The sequence below is a fragment of the Mycobacterium ostraviense genome, from assembly GCF_002705925.1.
Classification (GTDB): domain Bacteria; phylum Actinomycetota; class Actinomycetes; order Mycobacteriales; family Mycobacteriaceae; genus Mycobacterium; species Mycobacterium ostraviense.
The window spans coordinates 2,373,254-2,394,122 of the sequence record NZ_NKRE01000001.1 but is presented as its reverse complement, the minus strand read 5'-3'; the positions used below and the strand labels follow the sequence as shown (position 1 = coordinate 2,394,122).

17 protein-coding genes and 1 pseudogene are annotated in these 20,869 nt (G+C 67.6%); 10 read left to right on the top strand and 8 right to left on the bottom strand.

Going from position 1 to position 20,869, the window contains the following annotated elements; translation table 11 throughout:
- Positions 1–44: 44 nt before the first annotated feature.
- Together CDN38_RS10960 and CDN38_RS10955 are read right to left on the bottom strand one after the other, a co-directional pair.
- Positions 45–671 (bottom strand): hypothetical protein, encoded by a 627-nt coding sequence (locus CDN38_RS10960; protein WP_075509501.1) that lies wholly within the window; start codon positions 669–671, stop codon positions 45–47.
- Positions 672–760: 89 nt separating this feature from the next.
- Positions 761–1,948, bottom strand: coding sequence for an acyl-CoA dehydrogenase (locus CDN38_RS10955; RefSeq protein ID WP_075509564.1), 1,188 nt, complete (start codon positions 1,946–1,948; stop codon positions 761–763).
- 35 nt (positions 1,949–1,983) lie between these two features.
- On the opposite strand from CDN38_RS10955, the gene CDN38_RS10950 reads away from it, so the two are divergent.
- The 6 genes from CDN38_RS10950 (at position 1,984) to CDN38_RS10925 (ending at position 7,210) form a co-directional block, all read left to right on the top strand.
- Positions 1,984–2,355, top strand: coding sequence for a DUF3054 domain-containing protein (locus CDN38_RS10950; protein WP_099318950.1), 372 nt, complete (start codon positions 1,984–1,986; stop codon positions 2,353–2,355).
- A gap of 44 nt (positions 2,356–2,399) precedes the next feature.
- Positions 2,400–3,314 carry an SAM-dependent methyltransferase gene (locus tag CDN38_RS10945; protein WP_075509503.1) on the top strand — a complete coding sequence of 305 codons (915 nt, stop codon included), beginning with the start codon at positions 2,400–2,402 and terminating at the stop codon, positions 3,312–3,314.
- A 7-nt stretch (positions 3,315–3,321) separates the two neighbouring features.
- Positions 3,322–4,407: an LLM class flavin-dependent oxidoreductase gene (locus CDN38_RS10940; protein ID WP_075509504.1), complete on the top strand. Its 1,086-nt coding sequence runs from the start codon at positions 3,322–3,324 to the stop codon at positions 4,405–4,407.
- The gene (locus tag CDN38_RS10935) at positions 4,404–5,522 is read left to right on the top strand and encodes an LLM class flavin-dependent oxidoreductase (RefSeq protein WP_075509505.1); all 1,119 of its coding nucleotides are present in this window, start codon (positions 4,404–4,406) and stop codon (positions 5,520–5,522) included. The genes CDN38_RS10940 and CDN38_RS10935 overlap by 4 nt, the downstream gene beginning before the upstream one ends.
- Positions 5,519–6,853: an NtaA/DmoA family FMN-dependent monooxygenase gene (locus tag CDN38_RS10930; protein WP_075509506.1), complete on the top strand. Its 1,335-nt coding sequence runs from the start codon at positions 5,519–5,521 to the stop codon at positions 6,851–6,853. The genes CDN38_RS10935 and CDN38_RS10930 overlap by 4 nt, the downstream gene beginning before the upstream one ends.
- 132 nt (positions 6,854–6,985) lie before the next feature.
- Positions 6,986–7,210 (top strand): hypothetical protein, encoded by a 225-nt coding sequence (locus CDN38_RS10925; protein ID WP_142361272.1) that lies wholly within the window; start codon positions 6,986–6,988, stop codon positions 7,208–7,210.
- A gap of 135 nt (positions 7,211–7,345) precedes the next feature.
- On the opposite strand, the gene CDN38_RS10920 is transcribed toward CDN38_RS10925, so the two are convergent.
- The gene (locus tag CDN38_RS10920; protein ID WP_075509508.1) at positions 7,346–8,110 is read right to left on the bottom strand and encodes an MBL fold metallo-hydrolase; all 765 of its coding nucleotides are present in this window, start codon (positions 8,108–8,110) and stop codon (positions 7,346–7,348) included.
- 202 nt (positions 8,111–8,312) lie between these two features.
- Between CDN38_RS10920 and fgd the strand changes: the two genes are divergently transcribed.
- Genes fgd through CDN38_RS10905 form a run of 3 tightly spaced genes read left to right on the top strand, consistent with a single transcriptional unit; the run spans position 8,313 to position 12,589 of the window.
- Positions 8,313–9,323: a glucose-6-phosphate dehydrogenase (coenzyme-F420) gene (fgd, locus tag CDN38_RS10915; protein ID WP_075509509.1), complete on the top strand. Its 1,011-nt coding sequence runs from the start codon at positions 8,313–8,315 to the stop codon at positions 9,321–9,323.
- 7 nt (positions 9,324–9,330) lie between these two features.
- A complete protein-coding gene (gene pta, locus CDN38_RS10910; RefSeq protein WP_075509510.1) occupies positions 9,331–11,427 on the top strand; it encodes a phosphate acetyltransferase in 2,097 nt (698 codons plus the stop codon).
- The gene (locus tag CDN38_RS10905) at positions 11,417–12,589 is read left to right on the top strand and encodes an acetate kinase (RefSeq protein ID WP_075509511.1); all 1,173 of its coding nucleotides are present in this window, start codon (positions 11,417–11,419) and stop codon (positions 12,587–12,589) included. The genes pta and CDN38_RS10905 overlap by 11 nt, the downstream gene beginning before the upstream one ends.
- Here the strand turns inward: CDN38_RS10905 and CDN38_RS10900 are convergent.
- Together CDN38_RS10900 and CDN38_RS10895 are read right to left on the bottom strand one after the other, a co-directional pair.
- Positions 12,551–13,380: pseudogene (locus CDN38_RS10900) on the bottom strand (DUF1501 domain-containing protein). The gene CDN38_RS10905 and the pseudogene CDN38_RS10900 sit on opposite strands and share 39 nt — an antisense overlap.
- Complete coding sequence (locus CDN38_RS10895) at positions 13,377–14,687, bottom strand: DUF1800 domain-containing protein (protein WP_075509513.1); 1,311 nt, start codon at positions 14,685–14,687, stop codon at positions 13,377–13,379. The pseudogene CDN38_RS10900 and the gene CDN38_RS10895 overlap by 4 nt, the downstream one beginning before the upstream one ends.
- Before the next feature lie 139 nt (positions 14,688–14,826).
- On the opposite strand from CDN38_RS10895, the gene CDN38_RS10890 reads away from it, so the two are divergent.
- Positions 14,827–15,687: an endonuclease domain-containing protein gene (locus tag CDN38_RS10890; RefSeq protein WP_075509514.1), complete on the top strand. Its 861-nt coding sequence runs from the start codon at positions 14,827–14,829 to the stop codon at positions 15,685–15,687.
- A gap of 470 nt (positions 15,688–16,157) precedes the next feature.
- On the opposite strand, the gene CDN38_RS10885 is transcribed toward CDN38_RS10890, so the two are convergent.
- From CDN38_RS10885 to glnX, 3 genes are read right to left on the bottom strand one after another with little or no spacing between them, the layout of a single operon-like run.
- A complete protein-coding gene (locus CDN38_RS10885) occupies positions 16,158–18,446 on the bottom strand; it encodes a serine/threonine-protein kinase PknG (protein ID WP_075509515.1) in 2,289 nt (762 codons plus the stop codon).
- Positions 18,446–19,432, bottom strand: coding sequence for a glutamate ABC transporter substrate-binding protein (locus tag CDN38_RS10880; RefSeq protein ID WP_075509516.1), 987 nt, complete (start codon positions 19,430–19,432; stop codon positions 18,446–18,448). Before CDN38_RS10880 ends, CDN38_RS10885 begins: the two co-directional genes overlap by 1 nt.
- Positions 19,432–20,751: a protein kinase G-activating protein GlnX gene (gene glnX, locus CDN38_RS10875; RefSeq protein WP_075509517.1), complete on the bottom strand. Its 1,320-nt coding sequence runs from the start codon at positions 20,749–20,751 to the stop codon at positions 19,432–19,434. The genes CDN38_RS10880 and glnX overlap by 1 nt, the downstream gene beginning before the upstream one ends.
- Between the last annotated feature and the right edge of the window lie 118 nt (positions 20,752–20,869).

Below are 20,869 nucleotides of genomic sequence, written 5' to 3'. Positions count from 1 at the left end.
TCCCGCGCGTCGCGACGGACTGGCACCGGGCGACGAAATCTAGCTCACGGCCAGCCGCTTGCGTTGTCCGTGTACCTGGCGTTGAGTCCGGTGCAGAAATCCGCGGCCGTGCCGGCGAGCAAGATGTAGTAGACCTCGGTGCGACGCAGATCGCCGTCGGTTGGGGTAGTCCAGCCGTTGTTGCACATGGCGTTTTCGCCGCCCGCCGTCGACCGGCGCCAATTGGTCTTGACGCAGCTGACCAACGCGTCGACGTTGGGAGTGGTGCTCTTGGCCGTGACCAACATCGCGCCTCCCCATTGCCCGTCGGCCCGTCGGTAGGCGCGTGCCGCGAACGGCGAGCCAGACCCCGTGCCCTCGCTCTGGCACGCCAACGCGCGGCGCAGCAGCACAAAGGGTGCGGCCAGCTGCGGGTTGGTCACCGCGGCGGCCGCGGTGATGAATTGCGCCGCGTCGGAGCCGTCGACCTCTTGGACGTTCGGGTTGGCGAGGTTGGTCAGTTGCTGCGAAATGCCCGGCGCTGCACCGGCGCCACCGATGTTCGGCCCGCTGCCGGTGGAGGTCATCGGCGGCAGCGTAGCGGTGGGGTCGGCGGCGGCCGTGGAGGTTACCGCCAGGCTGCTCACGGACAGTCCGAACACAGCGACGGCGACGACGATCCGGTGTGACATAAGCCCATCATCTACCGTCACGGCGCCAAGCGTGGGCCGGATTCGACCGGAGCGCCCGCATCGGGCACCTGCCTGGGCCGGCGCTGCGGTCAGCGGAATGCCGCCAGGCCGGTGAAGGCCTGGCCGAGCACCAGCTGGTGCATCTCGGGGGTGCCCTCGTAGGTCAACACCGATTCCAGGTTGACCATGTGCCTGATCACCGGGTACTCCAGCGATATTCCGTTGCCGCCCAGGATCGTCCGCGCGGTCCGACAGATCTCGATCGCTTCGCGGGTGTTGTTGAGCTTGCCGAAGCTGACCTGTTCGGGACGCAGGCCGACACGGTCTTTGAGGCGTCCGAGATGCAGCGCGAGCAGCTGGCCCTTGTGCAGTTCGACGGCCATGTCGACGAGCTTTGCCTGAGTCAACTGGAAGCCGGCGATGGGACGGCCGAATTGGGTGCGCTGCATCGCGTAGTCCAGCGCGGACTGCCACGCCGAGCGCGCCGCACCCATTGCGCCCCAGACGATTCCGTACCGCGCCTCGGACAGGCAGGCCAGCGGCGCCCGGAGTCCGACAGCGTTGGGCAGCATCGCTTCGGCGGGCAGCCGGACATTGTCGAGCACCAACTCGCTGGTGATCGACGCCCGCAACGACAGCTTGTGGTGAATGGTGTTGGCGGCAAAGCCCGGGGTGCCGGTGGGCACGACAAAGCCGCGGATCCCCTCGTCGGTGCCGGCCCACACGATCGCGACGTCGGCGACCGAACCGTTGGTGATCCACATCTTTCGCCCGTCGAGCAGCCAATCCGAGCCATCCCGTCGGGCCCGCGTTTTCATGGCGGCCGGATCGGACCCGGCGTCGGGCTCGGTCAGCCCGAAACAGCCGACCAGCTCACCAGCCGCCATGCCGGGCAGCCACCGCTGCTTCTGTTCCTCGGAGCCGTTGCGCCAAATCGCGAACATCGCCAGCGAACCCTGCACCGACACCAGCGACCGGATACCCGAATCGGCGGCTTCCAGCTCCAGGCAAGCCAGGCCGTAGTGGACCGCGGACGAACCCCCACATCCGTAGCCGTGCAGATGCATTCCCAGCAGGCCGAGTTGACCGAACTGCTTGGCCAGCTCGCGGGCCACCGGCAGGTCGCCGTCCTCGAACCACTCGGCGACGAACGGTGTCACGTGCTCGGCGCAGAATTGCCGGACGGTGTCGCGCACCGCGAGCTCGTCGGGGGACAGCGACGCGTCCAGCCCGAGCGGGTCGTAGCGGTCGAAGGCGGGCGGTGTGTCAGAGCTCATGAACCCCATCCTGCCCGGCCCGGTAATCTCGCTGCATGCAACCGCGGCACAGGCTCTGCTGGCTGGGCTCATTGGCCACCGACGTGGTCGCCGTCCTGATCTTCTGCACCCTCGGGCGCCGCAGCCATGCCGAGGGCATCAGTGTCGGCGGCGTCGCGACGACGGCATGGCCGTTCCTCACCGGGACCCTTGCCGGATGGCTGGTGTCTCGTGGTTGGCGACGGCCCACCAGCGTGATACCCACCGGGGTGATGGTGTGGATCGGCACCGTCGCGGTCGGCATGGTGTTGCGCAAGGCCAGCTCGGCCGGGGTGGCGGTGAGTTTCGTCGTGGTCGCCTCGTCGGTCACCGGCGTGTTGTTGCTCGGTTGGCGTGCAGCCGCCGGGCTGATGCTGCGCCGCCGTTGACGGTGCTTGACGAGGCTTGACGAGGCGCTGCAAGGTGAGGCGCGATGGTACGCACCTATGACGACGACTGGGACGCGGCCACCGGCGTCGGGATGACCGCCACCTTCGGCGCCACCGCCAGGGCCGTCGCCGCCGGCGCCGGGGTGCTCAACGACCCGTTCGCCGAACCGTTGGTTCGCGCCGCGGGAGTGCCGTACTTCACCCGGATTATCGACGGAGATCTGGGCCAGGACAACCAAGCCGACGAGGCCGACAACCGGACAACGGCCGGGCTCATCGACATCCTGGTGACGCACACCCGGTTCCTCGACGGTTTCCTTGCCGACGCGGGCCGGGCGGGGATTCGTCAGGCGGTGATCCTGGGGTCGGGCCTGGACGCCCGGCCGTATCGGCTGTGGTGGCCACCGGGGACAACGGTGTACGAGATAGACCAGCCCCGAGTGATCGAATTCAAGACCGGCTTGTTGCACGGGCTGGGCGCCAAGCCGACCGCGCACCGCCGTGCGGTCGGCATCGACCTTCGCCACGATTGGCTGGCGGCCTTGTGGCGGGTCGGTTTCGACGCGGACCAGCCCACGGTGTGGATCGCCGAGAACCTGCTCGTGGGCTACCTACCGCCCGGCGGGCAGGAGCGGTTGCTGAGAGACGTCACCGCGGTGAGTGCGGTCGGCAGCCGGTTCGCCGCCGATCACATGCCCACCTGGACACCGTTGCAGCAGAAGGCGGGACGGGCTTTCGTCGACCGCTGGCGAAAGTTCGGCCTGGACGTGGACCTGGCCGCGCTGACGTATCCGGGTGAATACCGTTATCTGCCGGAATGGTTGGCATCCAACGGCTGGGAGACGGTGGAACGCGACGTCGTCGAGTTGTTCGCCGCGATGGGAATGCCGGGCCGCTGGAGTGTCCGGCCCCGTGACGTGGCGATCACCCCCAGGTATGTCACCGCGACGCTGGTCTAGCGCTGATATGACGGATCTGCTGCATCTGGCTGTCGCGCTGGACGGATACGGCTGGCACCCGCAAGCCTGGCGGGCAACCGCGGCGGTCGAGTCCCGGTCGGTGCTCAGCGGGGGTTACTGGGCCGACGTGGCGGTCACCGCCGAACGCGGCCTGCTCGACTTTCTGACCATCGACGACACCCTGATGCCACAGCCGGGCCGGCGCGAGCGGATCGATCCGCGGCGGCTGGCGGGCCGTGCCGACGCCGTGCTGGTCGCGGCCCGCATCGCCCCGGCGACCCGGCACATCGGTCTGGTCCCGGTGGCCACGGTCACCCACACCGAGCCCTTCCACGTCTCGAAAGCCATTGCCACGCTTGACTTGGTGTCGCACGGCCGGGCCGGCTGGCAGCCCAGGGTCAGCGTCACCACCCACGAGGCGGTCCTGCTCGGCCGCCGCTCGGTAAACCCCGACGAATTATTCGACGAAGCCCGGGATTACGTCGAGGTGGTGCGCCGGCTCTGGGACAGCTGGGAAGATGACGCGGTGATCCGCGACGTGGCCACGGGGCGCTACATCGACCGGGACAAACTGCACTACATCGACTTCGCCGGAAAGTACTTCTCGGTCAAGGGCCCGTCGATAACCCCGCGACCGCCGCAGGGCCAACCGGTGGTGGCGGCCCTGGCGCACGCGGTGCCGGCCTATGAATTCGCGTCCGCCACGGCGGATGTCGTCTTCATCACGCCGACCGACGACACGCTGACAAGCGTCCTCGACGAGGTTCGGGCCGCCGGCGGGCAGCTGAAAGTGTTCGCCGATGTGGTGGTTTCGTTCGACGGTGCCGGCGACTTCCGCTCCGACGCGCTGGTCTTCACCGGCAGCTCATCGGATTTGGTGGAGCTGCTGCTGGAATGGCAGCGCCGCGGCATCGACGGTGCGCGGCTGCGGCCGGCGGTGAACGCTTTCGACCTTCCGGTGATCGTCGACGAGGTGGTGCCGCTGCTGCAGCGCGCCCGCCGGTTCCGGAGCGGGTATCGCGACGGAGAAACGCTGCGCCAGCGCCTCGGCCTGCCGCCGGCGCCCAACCGATACGCGGCGGTGAGTCGGTGATCCCGCTGTCGGTCTTGGACCTGTCGCCGATCAGCGCCGGCAGTGACGCGGCGACGGCGTTGCGCAACACCGTCGAGCTGGCTCAGCACGCCGAGCGGTGGGGCTATCGGCGTTTCTGGATCGCCGAGCACCACTTCGTCGCCGTCGCCAGCGCCGCACCGGCAGTGCTGATCGGTCAAATTGCCGCGGCCACCAAGCGGATTCGGGTAGGGTCGGCCGCGGTCCAGCTCAGCCACACCACCGCGGCCGCGGTGGTCGAGAGCTTCGGCATGCTCGACGCCTTCTATCCCGGTCGCATCGATCTGGGCTTGGGACGGTCCGCGCAGCGACGCGGCGTCAAGCCGAGGGACCCGGCCAAACCTCGGGCACCGCGACCACCGGCGCAGTGGCGCGAGGTCGACGGTGTGGTGATCCCGCCGCCGTTTGACCTGCGCACCCTGCTGGCAGGCGGCCGGGTGCACGCCACCATGGCGATCCTGCAGCAGCCCGAGGCGGTCGCACCCGACTTCGCCGAGCAGGTCGGCGACATCATCGCCATGTTGGCCGGCGCCTATCGGGTGGACGACTTCGAGGTGCACGCGGTGCCCGGCGAGGGAGCCGCGCTGACCCCGTGGATCTTCGGCAGCAGCAAGGGGCACAGTGCTGTGTTGGCCGGCGCGCTCGGATTGCCGTTTGTGGCCAGCTATCACCTCACCCCGGCCACCGCGCTGGACGCCGTCGACGCCTACCGCGCCGCCTTCGTCCCGTCGGCGACGCTGCGACGGCCCTATGTCGTGGTGTCGGCCGACGTCGTGGTCGCCGACGACACCGCCACCGCCCGGCACCTGGCATCCAGCTACGGGCACTGGGTCTACTCCATCCGGGCCGGCGGCGGTGCCATCCCCTATCCCGCCCCGGACGACTGCGCTCCGCTGACCGCCGAGCAGCGGGCCGTGGTCATCGACCGGCTGGCAACGCAATTCGTCGGCGACCCGGACGAGGTCGCGCAGCGGTTGCACGCACTGCAACAGGTCACCGGCGCCGACGAACTCGTCATCACCTCGGTGACGCACCGGCACCGGGATCGACTGCGCTCGCATGAATTGATTGCCCGCCAGTGGGGGCTAACCTCATGAGCCGCAAGCCCATTCACCTGGCCGCGCATTTTCCCGGAGTCAACAACACCACCGTGTGGACCGATCCGACCGCCGGCAGCCAGATCGAATTCGACTCGTTCGTGCATCTGGCCCGCACCGCCGAGCGCGGCCTGTTCGACTTCTTCTTCCTGGCCGAGGGGCTGCGGTTGCGGGAGCACCGCGGCCGGATCTACGACCTGGACGTGGTGGGCCGGCCGGACACTTTCACCGTGCTTGCGGCGCTGGCCGCCGTCACCGAACGGATCGGCCTGACCGGCACCATCAACACCACCTTCAACGAACCCTTCGAAGTGGCAAGACAATTCGCCACGCTCGACCATCTGTCCGACGGCCGGGCCGGCTGGAACATCGTCACCTCGTCGGACGCGTTCACCGGCGCCAACTTTCGCCGCGGCGGCTTTCTCGACCATGCCGACCGCTACGCGCGGGCCGAGGAGTTCCTGGCTGTCGCCCGGAAGTTCTGGGACAGCTGGGCACCGGGCGCGGTGCCGGCCGATGTCGGGAACGGCGTCTACGTCGACCCGGATCGCATCCGCCGCGTCGAATACTCGGGCACCCACTTCGAGGTACGCGGTTTCGCCACGCTTCCGGCGGGACCGCAGGGGCATCCGGTGCTGCTGCAGGCCGGCGACTCCGCGGCGGGACGGGCATTCGCGGCCCGCCGCGCCGACGCCGTGTTCACCCTGCACACGTCGCTGCACGACGGTCAGCGCTACTACGCGGACATGAAGGGACGGGCACGTTCCTACGGCCGGGACCCCAACCAGCTCAAGGTATTTCCGGCGGTGACCGTGGTCCTCGCAGACACCGATGCGCAGGCGCAGGAGAAGGCGCGACACATCCGCCGGCAACAGGTCAGCGGTGCCACCGCGATCGCGATGCTCGAGCAGGTGTGGGGCCGTGACCTGTCGGGCTACGACCCCGACGGCCCGTTGCCCGATGTGGAGCCGATCGCCGACAGCGCCATCACCCAGGGGCGCGTCCGCCACGCGGATCCCGTTGCGCTGGCGCGGCGGTACCGGGACAAGGCGGCGGCGGAGAACCTCTCGATCCGAGAACTGGTCATCGCCGTCACCAGCCGTCAGCAGTTCGTCGGCAGTCCCGCGCACGTCGCCGACGAGATCGACCGCTACGTCCAGGCCGACGCGTGTGACGGGTTCATTCTGGTGCCGCATCTGACACCTCACGGACTGGACGAATTCGTCGATCGGGTGGTGCCGCTGTTGCAGGAGCGCGGTGCGTTCCGCACCGAGTACGCGGGCGCGACGCTGCGCGCGCATCTGGGCCTGGGGCCGGGCGCGCGGGTGTAAGGATTCCGCAAACGCGGCTTGCCCGCGTCGTCATGGCGCTCTAGTGTATCGACAACCCCGGTTGACAATATGACCGGTGATCGACCCCGGCGCAGAAAGTTACCTGAATGTCAAGCAGCACAACGATGCCCGGTGTCAGTTGTGGTGACACAGGACGGCAGCGCGGTCCCGGATGCCCAGCTGTGCGTCACGACGGGTGAGTTCATCTTGACGGCCGACGGCCGGCGATGGCACCAGTCGCTCGTCCTGCAGTGCGTCAGCCCGGTGGCCGTGCGAGAAGAGCTGACGGCGGCCGGGCCCGTCCTGACGACCGCCGCGCCCAATTCGACGCGGTGGTTGCTGGCGAAGCGACGCTGAAAATCGCGTGGTCCCTGAATCGTGAAGGAGGTGATCGAGGTGACTAACGAGCAATTGTTCTGCGACGTGGAAATGTCCTGCGCGAGCGTCTGGTTCGCGGCGGGCGACCTGGCGGAGTGAGCGGGTCGCCCTTGATCAGCGGGCCAACGCCCCCGCTCGCTTCAGGGCCTCGTCGGTGGCCGCACGGATCGGGCCGCGCCACAGCTCACCGTGACCGGGCGCCAGGATCTCGGTTTCCAGCAGGGCCAGCGCCGACAGGCTGCGGATGCAGTTCTGCTGGCTGTAGCTGAACACCGCCGGCAGCAGCTGCGGCCCGGCGCGGCGCAGCAGGGGATGACCGGTGATCAGGGCGTCGCCGCTGGCCAGTACGCCGTCGACCAGATACGAGCAATGCCCGTTCGTGTGCCCGGGAGTGAAGATCGCCATCGGATGGCCCGGCAGCCCCGCGGCCACCTCGGCGGTCAACGGCTGTGTCGTCGGGATGCCGTCGCGGACCAGGCCGCCGTTGCGCACCACATGAACGGTCCACACCGCCCAGCGGGGCCGCCAGATGCGCAGTGTGACATCGAGTATCGACACCTGCTCCAGGTACTCGCGCTTGGCGTGCCCGACCTCGTCGGCGTGGCAGTACACCGGGGTGTGATGCTCTCGGGCGAACCAGATCGCGGTGCCCAGGTGGTCGATGTGCGCGTGGGTCAGCAGAATCGCGCGCACATCCCCGGGCTGATAGCCCAACAGGCGCAGCGACCCCAGCACCTCCTCGCGATCGCCGGGATAACCGGCGTCGATCAACATCACCCCGGTGTCGTCGGTGATCAGCACCCAGTTGACCGCGTGCCCATGGGCCAGGTGAACCTTCTCGGTGACCTGAACAAGCTCCGTCTTCAGCTGGTGGGCCATGTCTCCTCCGTCAAGGCATTGCCAGCCCGATAACCGCGTGATCAGCGTAACGGCTGCAACGCGTTTGAGTGTCAACAACCGATTATCGCCACGGCCGGAGCCGGCTCTGCGCCGTCCGAGGCGCCGTTCGGCTGCGGCGCTCACGCCTGGTTTCGGTGCGGCACTGACACCGGCTCGCCGGGCCCAGGAGTAGAAAGAACGAGTGGCTGAACTCAAACTCGGATACAAGGCATCGGCTGAACAATTCGCCCCGCGCGAGCTCGTCGAGCTTGCCGTCGCCGCCGAAGCGCACGGCATGGACAGCGCCACCGTCAGTGACCACTTCCAGCCGTGGCGCCACAAGGGCGGGCACGCGCCGTTCTCGTTGTCGTGGATGACTGCCGTCGGCGAACGCACCACGCGGCTGCTGCTGGGCACTTCGGTGCTCACGCCGACCTTCCGCTACAACCCCGCCGTCATCGCGCAGGCCTTCGCCACCATGGGTTGTCTGTACCCGGGCCGGGTCTTCCTCGGCGTGGGCACCGGCGAGGCGCTGAACGAGATCGCCACCGGATACGAAGGGGTCTGGCCGGAATTCAAGGAGCGGTTCGCCCGGCTGCGCGAATCGGTGCGGCTGATGCGCGAACTATGGCGCGGCGACCGCGTGGATTTCGACGGCGAGTACTACCGGCTCAAAGGCGCCTCGATCTACGACGTGCCCGAAGGCGGCGTGCCGGTCTACATCGCCGCCGGCGGTCCGGCGGTGGCCAAATACGCCGGACGCGCCGGCGACGGCTTCATCTGCACGTCCGGCAAGGGCGAAGAACTCTACACCGAAAAGCTGATTCCGGGCGTCTTGGAAGGCGCGGCCGCGGCCAACCGCGACGCCGACGACATCGACAAGATGATCGAAATCAAGATCTCTTACGACCCCGACCCGGAGTTGGCTTTGAACAACACCCGGTTCTGGGCGCCGCTGTCGCTGACCGCCGAACAGAAGCACAGCATCGACGACCCGATCGAGATGGAGAAGGCCGCCGACGCCCTGCCGATCGAGCAGATCGCCAAACGCTGGATCGTGGCCTCCGACCCGGACGAAGCCGTGGAGAAGGTGGGCCAGTACGTGACGTGGGGCCTCAAGCATCTGGTGTTCCACGCGCCTGGGCACGACCAGCGCCGGTTCCTGCAGCTGTTCGAAACCGACCTGGCACCCCGGCTGCGACGGCTGGGCTGAACGGCAGGTGTCCTCCAGCTCCCGGGCCCCGGGTACCACTGCGATCTACATCGCTGCGCCCGAACCTGCGTCCGGTAAGGCGACGATCGCGCTGGGGATTCTGCACCGGTTGACCGCGACGGTCGCCAAAGTCGGTGTGTTCCGGCCACTTACGCGAGCATCCGGTGCGCGCGACTACCTCCTGGAACTGCTTCTGGAGCACACCACCGCGGGCCTGCCCTACGAGCAATGCGTGGGCGTGACCTACCAAGACCTGCACGCCGACACCGATACCGCGATCACCGACATCGTCGCCTCGTACCACGCGATGGCGCACAAGTGCGACGCGGTGGTGATCGTCGGCAGCGACTACACCGACGTCGCCACCCCCACCGAACTGTCGGTCAACGCCCGCATCGCGGTCAATCTCGGTGTGCCGGTGCTGTTGGCGGTCAGCGCCAAGGGTCGCACCGCCGAGCAGGCGGTCAGCGTCGTCGGGGTGTGTCTGGCCGAGTTGTCGGCCCAGCATGCGCACACCGCGGCGGTGGTGGCCAACCGCTGCGACCCGGCGGAGCTGGCGGCCGTGGCCGAAGCGCTGCGCGCTCTCGGCCCGCCCAGCTATGTGCTGCCCGAAGAGCCACTGCTGTCGGCGCCGACGGTGGCCGAATTGGAGAAGGCGGTCAACGGGACCGCGATCAGCGGTGAGACGCCGCTGCGCAGCCGCGAGGTGATGGACGTGTTGGTGGCCGGGATGACCGCCGATCATGTGTTGGAGCGGCTGAGCGACGGTATGGCGGTGATCACCCCGGGCGATCGCTCGGACGTGGTGCTGGCCGTCGCCAGCGCCCATGCGGCCGAAGGATTTCCGTCGCTGTCGTGCATCGTGCTCAACGGTGGGTTCGACCTGCATCCGTCGATCGCGGCGCTGGTGTCGGGGCTGCGCCTGAGGTTGCCGATCATCGCCACCACGTTGGGTACCTACGAGACGGCCAGCGCCGCCGCGGCGGCTCGGGGCCGGCTCACCGCGACCTCGCAGCGCAAGATCGACACCGCGCTGGAGCTGATGGACCGCCACGTCGATGCCGCCGACCTAATGACCCACCTTGCCATCCCGATCCCGACCGTCACCACACCGCAGATGTTCACCTATGGTCTGCAGCAGCGGGCCCGTTCGGATCGCAAACACATCGTGCTTCCAGAAGGTGACGACGACCGCATCCTCAAATCCGCCGGCCGGCTGCTGCAGCGCGGCATCGCCGACCTGACGATCCTCGGCGAGGAGGCTCAGATCCGGCCGCGCGCAGCCGAACTCGGTGTGGATCTGGACCAGGCCGTGGTGCTAGACCCGCGCACCAGCCCGTTGTGCGACCACTTCGCCGAGCAATATGCCGAGTTGCGGAAATCGCACGGCATCACCGCCGAGCTGGCACGTGAAATGATGTGTGACGTATCGTATTTCGGCACCATGCTGGTATACAACTCCCATGTCGACGGCATGGTATCCGGAGCCGCCCACACCACGGCGCACACCGTCCGCCCGGCGCTGGAGATCATCAGAACGGCACCGGGCATCTCCACGGTGTCCAGCATCTTTTTGATGTGCCTGCCCGATCGGGTGCTGGCCTATGGTGACTGCGCGATCGTGCCGAACCCGACGCCCGAACAGCTGGCCGATATCGCCATCTGCTCGGCGCGCACCGCCGCGCAGTTCGGCATCGAACCGCGGGTGGCCATGCTGTCCTACTCCACCGGGGCCTCGGGGACCGGGGCCGACGTCGAAAAGGTCAGGACGGCAACGGAGTTGGTTCGCTCACGAGAGCCGCTGCTGCTGGTCGAGGGGCCCATCCAATACGACGCCGCGGTTGACCCCGCGGTCGCGGCCGCCAAGATGCACGACTCGCCGGTGGCCGGCCGGGCGACGGTGCTGATCTTTCCCGACCTCAACACCGGCAACAACACCTACAAAGCGGTGCAGCGTTCAGCGGGAGCCATCGCGATCGGCCCGGTGCTACAGGGCCTGCGCAAGCCGGTGAACGACCTGTCGCGCGGGGCGTTGATCGAGGACATCGTCAACACGGTTGCCATTACCGCAATTCAGGCACAGGGGATCGACGATGGCCAGTAGCCGCCTGGTGCTGGTGCTCAATTCCGGCTCGTCGTCACTGAAGTTTCAGTTGATCGATCCGGTGTCGGGTATCTCACGGGCGGCCGGCAATATCGAGCGGATCGGCGAATCGTCGTCCGCGGTGCCCGACCACGACACGGCGCTGCATCGTGCGTTCGACATGTTGTCCGAGGACGGCATTGACGTGCGCACCTGTGGCCTGGTGGCGGTCGGACACCGGGTGGTTCACGGCGGCAATGATTTTCACCGGCCGACAGTTCTCGACGATGCGGTGGTCGACAGGCTCGAGGAGCTGTCGGTGCTGGCACCGCTGCACAACCCGCCGGCGGTGCTGTGCATCAAGGTGGCGCGCGCCATGCTGGCCGACGTCCCGCACGTCGCGGTGTTTGACACGGCGTTTTTCCATGAGCTGCCCGCTGCGGCGGCGACCTACGCGATCGACCGGAACGTGGCAAAGGCATGGCAGATCCGCCGTTACGGATTTCACGGCACGTCGCACCGCTACGTCAGCGAGCGGGCCGCCGCCTTCTTGGGCCGGCCGCTGGAATCCCTGAATCAGATTGTGCTGCATCTGGGTAACGGTGCGTCGGCGTCGGCGATCGCCGCCGGCCGACCGGTAGAGACCTCCATGGGCCTGACCCCTTTGGAGGGTTTGGTGATGGGTACCCGCAGCGGTGACGTGGATCCCAGCATCATGTGGTACTTGTGGCGCAACGCGAACATGGGTGTGGACGAGATCGAGTCGATGCTCAACCACCGGTCGGGGATGTTGGGACTGGCCGGTGAGCGCGATTTTCGGCGGTTGCACGCGCTGATCGAAAAAGGGGACGGTGCAGCGCGATTGGCCTACGACGTGTTCATCCACCGGTTGCGCAAGTACATCGGTGCTTACCTGGCGGTGCTGGGACACACCGACGTGCTGACGTTCACGGCGGGCATCGGCGAGCACGACAGCTCGGTGCGTCGCGACGCGCTGGCCGGAATGGCTGAGCTCGGCATCGAAGTCGACGAGAAGCGCAACGCCAGTCCAACCGGCGGGCCGCGACAGATTTCGTCGGAGGGCTCGCCGATCGCGGTACTGGTGATCCCCACCAACGAGGAACTGGCCATCGCCCGCGACTGCCTACAGGAAACCGAGGCTCGTCCGGCCGGTTCCGACTGACGGTGCCGGGTCGGTTCCGAGGGTGTGTACCAGCAGCTCGTAGTAGATGTCGCGAAAGTCGGTGGTGGGAACCCGCTGACGGCTTCGTCGAAGGTCTGCAGGAGCCGCTGTTGGGTGTCGCGTTCGTCGGCGTGGGTGTCGAATCTGCCGAGCTGCACGGTGTAGACGCGGGTGGGCACCCGCGCCTTGAGAGCGCCGGCCACCATGTTCAGCTGGGTGGCCAGCGAATTGTGGGCGCTTTCCGGCTTGATGGACGCGAACGCCGCGGCGGTGTGCTTTTCGCTCACCGCCAGTGGAGGCAGCACGGCACCGATGTTGACCGCGCGCAGCGGGTCGGTGGCATCGAGCCAGCGGCCGATCCAGCCCGTCGAAACCGGTTCGGCCGGTGATGCGGTTTGCCAGATGTCCATGGACCGGAAGTGGCTGTGGTCGGGCTTCGGATAGCCGACGCCGCACACGATCGCGAGCTGCCGCCGCTGCCATAGTTGCGCCAGAGCGCGCAGTCCCGGGTTGAGGCCCAGTTGTCCGTCCAGTGGCAAGACATCGCCGGCAACGTAGGCGAGTTCGGGACGGGCGTCGTGATATGCGTTGTCGGCGTAGGGGATTACGGTGTTGATCCCGTCGTTGCCGCCGTAGAGTGTGACAATGACCAGCACGCCGGCGTCGTCGGGCAAGGGCCGGTCGTAGGCCGCGTGCTGCAGATCGCGCCAGCTGACCGCCACCGCTCCGGAGAACAAACCGGCCGCGCCGACGCCGGCGCTGGCGATCAGGAACCTGCGGCGGTTGATCATGACGTCAGGTATTCCGGTGTGTTGACGGCGGCGGCGACCAGCTGGGGTGGGCGGCGCACCAGCGGCCCGAGCGCGCGGGCGCTCCGGTCGGTCCACGCGCCCACGCCGATCAGATAGCCGACGGCGTCGATACGGTCTTGCGCCGCGGTGTTTTCGACGGCTGACAGGTCGGCGGCGTTCGCCAAGTGCAGGGCGACGCACAGTCGCGTCCTGGCGGACGCGGTGGACAGCCACACCTGGCCCCGCGGCCAGCCGGCGACGTCCGGGGGGAAGAAGGGCCGTTGTCCCAGCGCCTTGAGTGTTCCCTCGCTCAGGTTGAGGTGGTTGTCGACCGGGACCCGAAGCGACCGGATGACGCCTACCAGCCATTCGACAGGAGTGGTGACGACCGTCGCGTGACTACCCGTGAACTCGTCGTCGGTCAGCACGGCCCGGGTCAGGGCGCGCAGGTCGCGTTCCGGGTCGTAGGCGACGACCAGTCGGTCGAGCACCGCTGAGGGCGGCGGTTCGTCGGAGGCCAACTGCTGCCACAACCGGCCCGCGACGTACTGCGCCGACCTGGGCTGGGCGAGCACGGTGTCGCAGAACCCGGCGGCATCGAAGTTGCCGGTAACGCCGAACAGCGTCTTGGGGGTGAAGTCGTGGCGCCTGGGCAGCATCGACGTCCGACCGTCGGCGCCGATGACCCACCCGGTCAGCGCGCGGGCACCGGCCCGCACGTCGTCCTCGGTGTAGCCGTTGCCGTGGCCCAGCGCGAACAGTTCCATGAATTCCCGGGCCAGGTTTTCGTTGGCGGCACTGGCGGTATTGCTGTGCCCGTCCAGCCAGCGCAGCATCGCGGCGTCGGTGAGCATGGTGTCGGCCAGCGTGCGGAAGTCGCCCAGTGCCAGGGTGCGCAGCTTCTGGTTTTGCGCTGCCAGATATGCCGGGGCCCGGACTTTCCGCGCCGAAGTGGCAAAGTGGTTGTGCCACAACAGGGTCAGCTTTTCACGTAGCGGCTGCCGGACGGCGACCATGCGGCGCAGCCACCATCCGGACAACTCAGCCTGCTGCTCGGCCAGCTCGCGGGTGAACTCTTCGCGAGCCGCCGGCGTTGCCCTTTTGCCCGGGGGCCGCGGCGCGGTCAGTTCGGGCATCGGAGTTTCTCGCGCGCCCAGGTCCGCGTCGGGGTCGCTGGCCAGGGCGGCGTCGAGGTAGGCGGGCCAGACTTGACCGGCCACCGCGTCCACCTCGACGCCGCTCACCCCGAACCCGGCCCGGCGCAGGAGTCGGGCCGTGGTGATCCACCGCGCGGATTGCCCGGCCATGTTCAAACTGTGACGGGCGAAGCTGTGTTCTCACTATGTTTGCCGTGTGTGCCGCCGAGTGGCTTCGAGATCGCGGTCGATTTCAAGCCTGTGGATACGCGGAATCGCTGTTGGCGGTCGACGTGCCATCCTCTGCGGCATGTGGGATTCGCAGGCACCATTCCTCGGCAGCGCGGCGTTGGCGTCAGGAGCCTTGACCCGGCATCAGCTTCGCACGCAGTACCGGGCAGTGCTGCCGAATGTTTACCTCTCGCGACGGGCGCAGTTGTCTTTCAAGCAGCGCATTGCTGCTGCTTGGCTGTGGTCGCGTGGTTCGGCGGTGATAGCGGGTGCGGCGGCCGCGGCGGTGCACGGGGCCAGATGGATTCCCGACGACTTCCCCGTTGAGCTGATTTGTGTCAAGTCCCGGCCGCCGCGTGGTGTGCTGACCCGCCGCGACGTGCTGAGCGACGGCGAAATGCAGATCGTGGACGGTCGCGCAGTCACCACACCCGAGCGCACTGCCTTCGACATTGGCCGGCGCGGAGCGGTCCGCTCGGCTGTCGTCCGGCTGGACGCGCTGGCTCGGGCGACGGGTTTCAAGGTGGACGATGTGCTGTGTGTCGCCGGCCGTCATCCCGGGGCGCGCGGACTGCGACAGCTGGAGACTGCGTTGGAGCTCGTCGACCCCGGCGCACAATCACCGAGGGAAAGCTATCTGCGGCTACTGCTGATCGATGCGGGATTCCCGCGACCGCGCACGCAGATACCGGTACCGGGAGCCGATGGCATGCCGTTTGCCTACCTCGACCTTGGCTGGGAGGACTATATGGTCGCCGTCGAATACGACGGCGACCATCATCAACGAGACCGCCAGCAATACGTCAAGGACATTCGACGGGTCGAGCTGCTCGAGCAGATGGGGTGGGTCATCATCCGGGTCGTGGCCGAGGATCGCCCCACGGACATCCTGCGCCGGGTACGGGCGGCGGTTACGGAGCGGACTTCGGTTGTGCGGTGAGGCGCGGCGGTGGCGGAGCGGAATTCGGTTGTGCAGTGCGGGTTCCCAGTGTGCGCCTATGGCGTCGACGGTGCATCCTTGGCGGTGTTTGGGCGATTCTTACGCCCGGGGCGCACACTCGCCGCCCGGGGCGCACACTCGCCGCCCGGGGCGCACACTCGCCGCCCGGGGCGCACACTCGACGCCCGGGGCGCACAGTCGCCGCCCGGGGCGCACACTCGACGCCCCAGCCCGATGCTGAGGTAGTAAACCCGCACTTCCGGCGAGACGGCGGCCGATCACGTCAGTCACATCAGCCACAAGGAGGTCGCGGCGTCCGTCGTGCCCGCCTAATAGCGACAAATCCGTTCTGCGCGTGAGGTTGTCGCTACGAGGTGGGCAAATTGCGCATCGCCCCAGACAGTGATTCATGTGGCAGATGTGCTTACCGCGGCCCACGACGCCGGCCCAGCGTCCCAGCACCCATAAACCTAGAACGTGCTGGTGGGACGCACGTTGTTGGCCATGTCCACCAAGGTGTAGCGGTGCCGTTGCGTGGGCGCGATACGCGCCAGGCTACGCAACGCCGCCTCGACGCCGAGCCGCAGCCCGTGATCGGTGAACGGAAACCCGAGGATGTGATTGGTGCTGGCCTGGTTGTCCTGTAGCCAGTCCATCGCGCCGCCGAGCACCAGCGCACGAATCTGCAGCACGCGCGGTTCGGTGGGCGGCAGCGACTCCACTCGCCGGGCGGCGTCGCGGATCTGATCCTCGGTGACTTCGCTACGTGACCGTCCCGACAGCAACGTCACCGCGCTGGTCAGTCGGGCGGTGGTGAAATGCCTTGAGCTGGGGGGTACTTCGTCGAGGGTGCGCACCGCGCCGGCTCGATCACCCTTAGTCGAAAGGGTTCGGGCCAGGCCGAACGCCGCCGATATCACGCCGTCGTTGGTCTGCCACACCGTCTGGTAGAAGTTGTGCTCGTCGGTGTAGCCGGCCAGTTCCGCGGTCGCGGCCAGCGCCAGTTTGGGCGCGATTTCGCCTGGGAAGGTATCCAGCACCTCGGTGAAATGCTTGATGGCAGAGTCGTAGTCGCCGGTGAGCAACTCGGCAACCGCCTTGTACCAGACCAGCCGCCAGCGCCAGCCCACCCGGTCGGCCAGGTCGTCGAGTTTGCGGGTGGCCTTGGCGACATCACCGAGGTCCAGCAGCGCCCGCACCTCCATCAGCGGCAGTTCGACAGATTCGGAAAGGTCGACGCCGTCGGCGCCCAGGGCGCCGTGACGGGCAGCGCGCAGCGAGTCCAGCGTCTGCACCGGCTGAGAGAGCACGGTGGCCTGCAGAACCGGGGCCGCGACGTCGGTCGGGTCGACCAGCGGTACCTGCAGCGCGGTCACGATCTCCTTGGCGGTCAGCTTCTCCGCATGGACCTGGCCGTCCAGATACACGTCGGTGTGCGCGACCAGCAGGTCCACGCCGAAGGTAGACCGGCTGGGACTGAAGATGGTCGACAGCCCGGGCCGGGGCACCCCGGTGTCGGCGGCAACCACCTCCCGCAACACGCCCGTCAACTGCGCCGACATTTCGTCTGTGCTGGCGAACCGCCGTCGCGGATCGGGGTCGATGGCGCGGCGCAGCAACCGGCCGAATGAGTCGTATTTGTCCAGCACCGGGTCGTCGTCGGGCAGCCCGTCGGCATACCGGCCGTTGCGGGTGGGCAGGTTCAGCGTGAGCGCCGCCAGCGTGCGCCCCACGGTGTAGATGTCGGTGGCCACGGTCGGGCCGGTCCGCACGATCTCGGGCGCCTGGAAGCCGGGAGTGCCGTAGAGGTATCCGAACGAGTTGATCCGCGACACCGCACCCAGATCGATCAGCTTGAGCTGCTCCTCGGTGAGCATGATGTTTTCCGGCTTCAAGTCGTTGTAGACCAGGCCGATCGAGTGCAGATAACTCAGCGCCGGCAAGATTTCCAGGATGTAGGCGATCGCCTCGGCGACCGGCAGTTTATCGCCGCGGCCCCGCCGCAGCGACTGCCCGCCGATGTACTCCATGACGATGTAGCCGACCGGATCCCCCTGCCGGTCGGTGTGCTCGACGAAGTTGAAGATCTGCACGATCGACGGGTGCACCACTTCGGCCAGGAACTTGCGTTCCGCCATCGCGATCGCCTGCGCCTCGGCGTCCCCGGAGTGCACCAGGCCTTTGAGCACCACCGGACGGTCGTTGACGTTGTGGTCGAGGGCCAGATATACCCAGCCCATGCCACCGTGCGCGATGCAGCCCTTGACCTCGTACTGACCGGCGATGATGTCGCCGGGGCTCAGCTGCGGCAGAAACGAGTACGGACTGCCGCAGTAGGGGCACCAGCCCTCCGAGGCGCCCCTGCCCTCCGCGCCGCTGCGACCGACCGGGCGTCCACAGTTCCAGCAGAACCGCTTCGACTCGGGAACCACCGGGTCGGTCATCAGGGCCTTGAGCGGATCGGTATCCGGTACCCGCGGAATCTCGACCAGGCCGCCGCCGAGCTTCCTGACCGGCGGCAACGCCCGCGTCGCAGCCGACATTCGCTCCTGCGGCTGGGTGTCCATGGCGCCCAGCGAGATGGACAAGTCCTCGTCGCCATCGTCGAAATCGGGACGGAAAATCGCCTGAGTCGCCGGCGGCCGGCTTCCGGCGGCCGCGCCCGTCTGCACGTCGGCCGACTGCGTGCCGGGAGCCAGGTCTTGCCGGCCTTCCTGATCGTCGGTCGCTGAGTCGTTGTGCGCGGGCTTGGCGGACATCAATCCAGATACCTCGGCTGGGGCGGCACCGGTGCCGGACCAAGGACCGATAACCACTTGCGGTACAACGTATTCCAGGTGCCGTCGGTACGGATCCGTTCGAGTGTGCCGTTGACGAACCGGACCATCCCGGTGTTGTCCAGGTTGATCCCGATGCCATAGGGCTGATTGGCCATGTCGGGCCCGACGATGTGTAGATAAGGGTCTTCTTCCACCAGCCCGGCCAGAATCGAGTCGTCGGTGCTGACGGCATCGATCTGCCGCTGTTGCATTGCCACCAGGCAGTCGGCCCAGTTCACCACCGACACGACGACCGGTGGCGGCGCGATCTCGCGGATGCGGCGCAACGACGTGGTGCCTCTGGCGACGCAGACACGCTTACCGGACAGGTCCGACACCTTCGCGATGGACGAGTCGCGGGGGGCCAGGATGCGCTGGTTGGCATCCAGGTACACGGTCGAGAAGTTCACCAGCTTGCGTCGCTCACAGGTGATGGTCATGGTCTTGACCACGACGTCGACCTGGGAAGTCTGCAGCGCGGTGATGCGCTCCGCGGCTGACAGGATCCGGTATTCGACGTGCGACGGGCTGCCGAAGATGTCGCGCGCCACCTCCCCGGCGATGTCGACGTCGAAGCCGGTGATATCCCCGGTGATCGGGTCGCGGAAGCTGAACAGGTTGCTGCCGATGTCGAGCCCGACGATCAATCGGCCGCGCTCGTGGATATCGGCCACCGCGGCATCGGCCTCGGCTTTGGTGCGGAAGGGGCGCAAGCTGGCGGTCGGGTTGCAGTCCTGGCTCGCCGCGTCCGGCGGCAGCGGAGGCTCGGGCGGCATCACCTCCATTCCGACCGGCGTGGGATACGGGAGCGTCGGCGTCGTCTCCACTGTCAGCGATTCGGCGTGGCCGCAACCGGCGAGCAGGACCGCCGAGGCGAGGAGCGCGAGAGGCGTTGCCGCCCTCCGGAAACTGGGCAGGCCCTTCATCACCGATATTCTTTCAATCTGGGCCACAGTCCGAGCGCGACCGCAATGGCGGCGCCCACACTGAGCACCACGCCGCCAACCTGGGCGCCGGCCAGTCCCCGCCGCGCATTGAGCACGTCGTCACGAAGGTGGTGGCGGCTCTGCTCCATGGCCCTGGTCAGCGCCTCGTCGAGCTTGTCGAACGCGGGCGTGGCGTCGTCCTTGCCCTTGCCCAACGCAACCTGGATGGCGGCCCGATAGTTGCCGACCGATATGTAGGAGTTGATCCGGTCGTTGGCCTGCTGCCAGCGGACGAGCAGCTGATCGGCACCCAGCAAGTCGGGTTTGTCGACGGCGTCGCGGCGGGCCATGTAGTCGTCGAGCTGGTGATGCATGGCCTCGATGCGCTGGTAGAACGACCGCTTGCGGATCTCTTCGTCGCCGCGCCGGATCAGCGACAGCGTCTGGTCGGCTCGCGCCTGCTGGGCGGTGATCGCCAGGTTGGTGACGATCTTCAGCGACTCCGCCGCCGAGTCTTTGGCGCTGCGGCTGGCCGTCGTAGAGATTGTCAATGCGGTTCCGACCCAGACCACCATGACGAGAATACCGAGCGCACCGACGACAAGACCGGGATTGATCCGTCTGCGGGTGCGCCGGGCCAGCCAGCGGTGCGAGAAGGCGCCGAAGGCCACCGTGGTGGTGACGACCAGGATCACCGGAGCCGGGATCTGGGTGGACGCGGTGGTTTCCCGGTCGACCCGTTCCGACGTCGCCTGGTACAGCTGTTGCGCGTCGGGCAGGATCGTCGACTGCATCAGCCCCGATGCCTCCGACAGGTACGACGACCCGACCGGGTTACCCGCCCGGTTGTTGGTGCGCGCGATCTCGATGAGGCCGGTATAGACCGCCAGTTCAGCGTTGATCCGGCCCAGCAATTGCACCAACGACTCATCGGTGAGCCCACTCGACGCGCGGGTCACCGCCACCGCCGCGTCGGTGATGGCCTGCTCGTAGCGCAGCCGGACGGCGCGGGGTTCGGCCTGGGCGATGAACGCGGTGGCTGCCGCGGCGTCGGCCACCGACAACGTGGTGTAGAGCCGTCCGGCCGCAAACGACAGCGGCTCGGTGTGTTCCAGCACGGTGGTCAGCACTTGCTGACGGTGGTTGATCGTCGTCGACGTGGCGAACGCGCTGGACACGCCCAGAGCTGCCAACACGATGCCGATGGTCAGGATCCGCCCGGGTGTGGTCGAGACGAACCACCAGCGCGGATGGGCCGGTTCGGCGGGCGACCGCGATCCCAGCGGCTCGGTCGACGGGTGCGCCAGCTCAACCGTCACGTCTGCTCCGACCTCAGCTTTCGATATCTATTCGGCTCGTTCGGCGAAGTCACCAACCCGGATAAGCGAATTCTAAGAGAATGCGCCGACAGATGTGGGGAGGCAGACTTAATTACCC

Coding starts and splice junctions, on each gene's coding strand:
- CDN38_RS10960 (WP_075509501.1), bottom strand. CDS start 671: ATGTCACACCGGATCGTCGTCGCCGTCGCTGTGTTCGGACTGTCCGTG.
- CDN38_RS10955 (WP_075509564.1), bottom strand. CDS start 1,948: ATGAGCTCTGACACACCGCCCGCCTTCGACCGCTACGACCCGCTCGGG.
- CDN38_RS10950 (WP_099318950.1), top strand. CDS start 1,984: ATGCAACCGCGGCACAGGCTCTGCTGGCTGGGCTCATTGGCCACCGAC.
- CDN38_RS10945 (WP_075509503.1), top strand. CDS start 2,400: ATGGTACGCACCTATGACGACGACTGGGACGCGGCCACCGGCGTCGGG.
- CDN38_RS10940 (WP_075509504.1), top strand. CDS start 3,322: ATGACGGATCTGCTGCATCTGGCTGTCGCGCTGGACGGATACGGCTGG.
- CDN38_RS10930 (WP_075509506.1), top strand. CDS start 5,519: ATGAGCCGCAAGCCCATTCACCTGGCCGCGCATTTTCCCGGAGTCAAC.
- CDN38_RS10920 (WP_075509508.1), bottom strand. CDS start 8,110: ATGGCCCACCAGCTGAAGACGGAGCTTGTTCAGGTCACCGAGAAGGTT.
- CDN38_RS10905 (WP_075509511.1), top strand. CDS start 11,417: ATGGCCAGTAGCCGCCTGGTGCTGGTGCTCAATTCCGGCTCGTCGTCA.
- CDN38_RS10895 (WP_075509513.1), bottom strand. CDS start 14,687: ATGGCCGGGCAATCCGCGCGGTGGATCACCACGGCCCGACTCCTGCGC.
- CDN38_RS10890 (WP_075509514.1), top strand. CDS start 14,827: ATGTGGGATTCGCAGGCACCATTCCTCGGCAGCGCGGCGTTGGCGTCA.
- CDN38_RS10885 (WP_075509515.1), bottom strand. CDS start 18,446: ATGTCCGCCAAGCCCGCGCACAACGACTCAGCGACCGACGATCAGGAA.
- CDN38_RS10880 (WP_075509516.1), bottom strand. CDS start 19,432: ATGAAGGGCCTGCCCAGTTTCCGGAGGGCGGCAACGCCTCTCGCGCTC.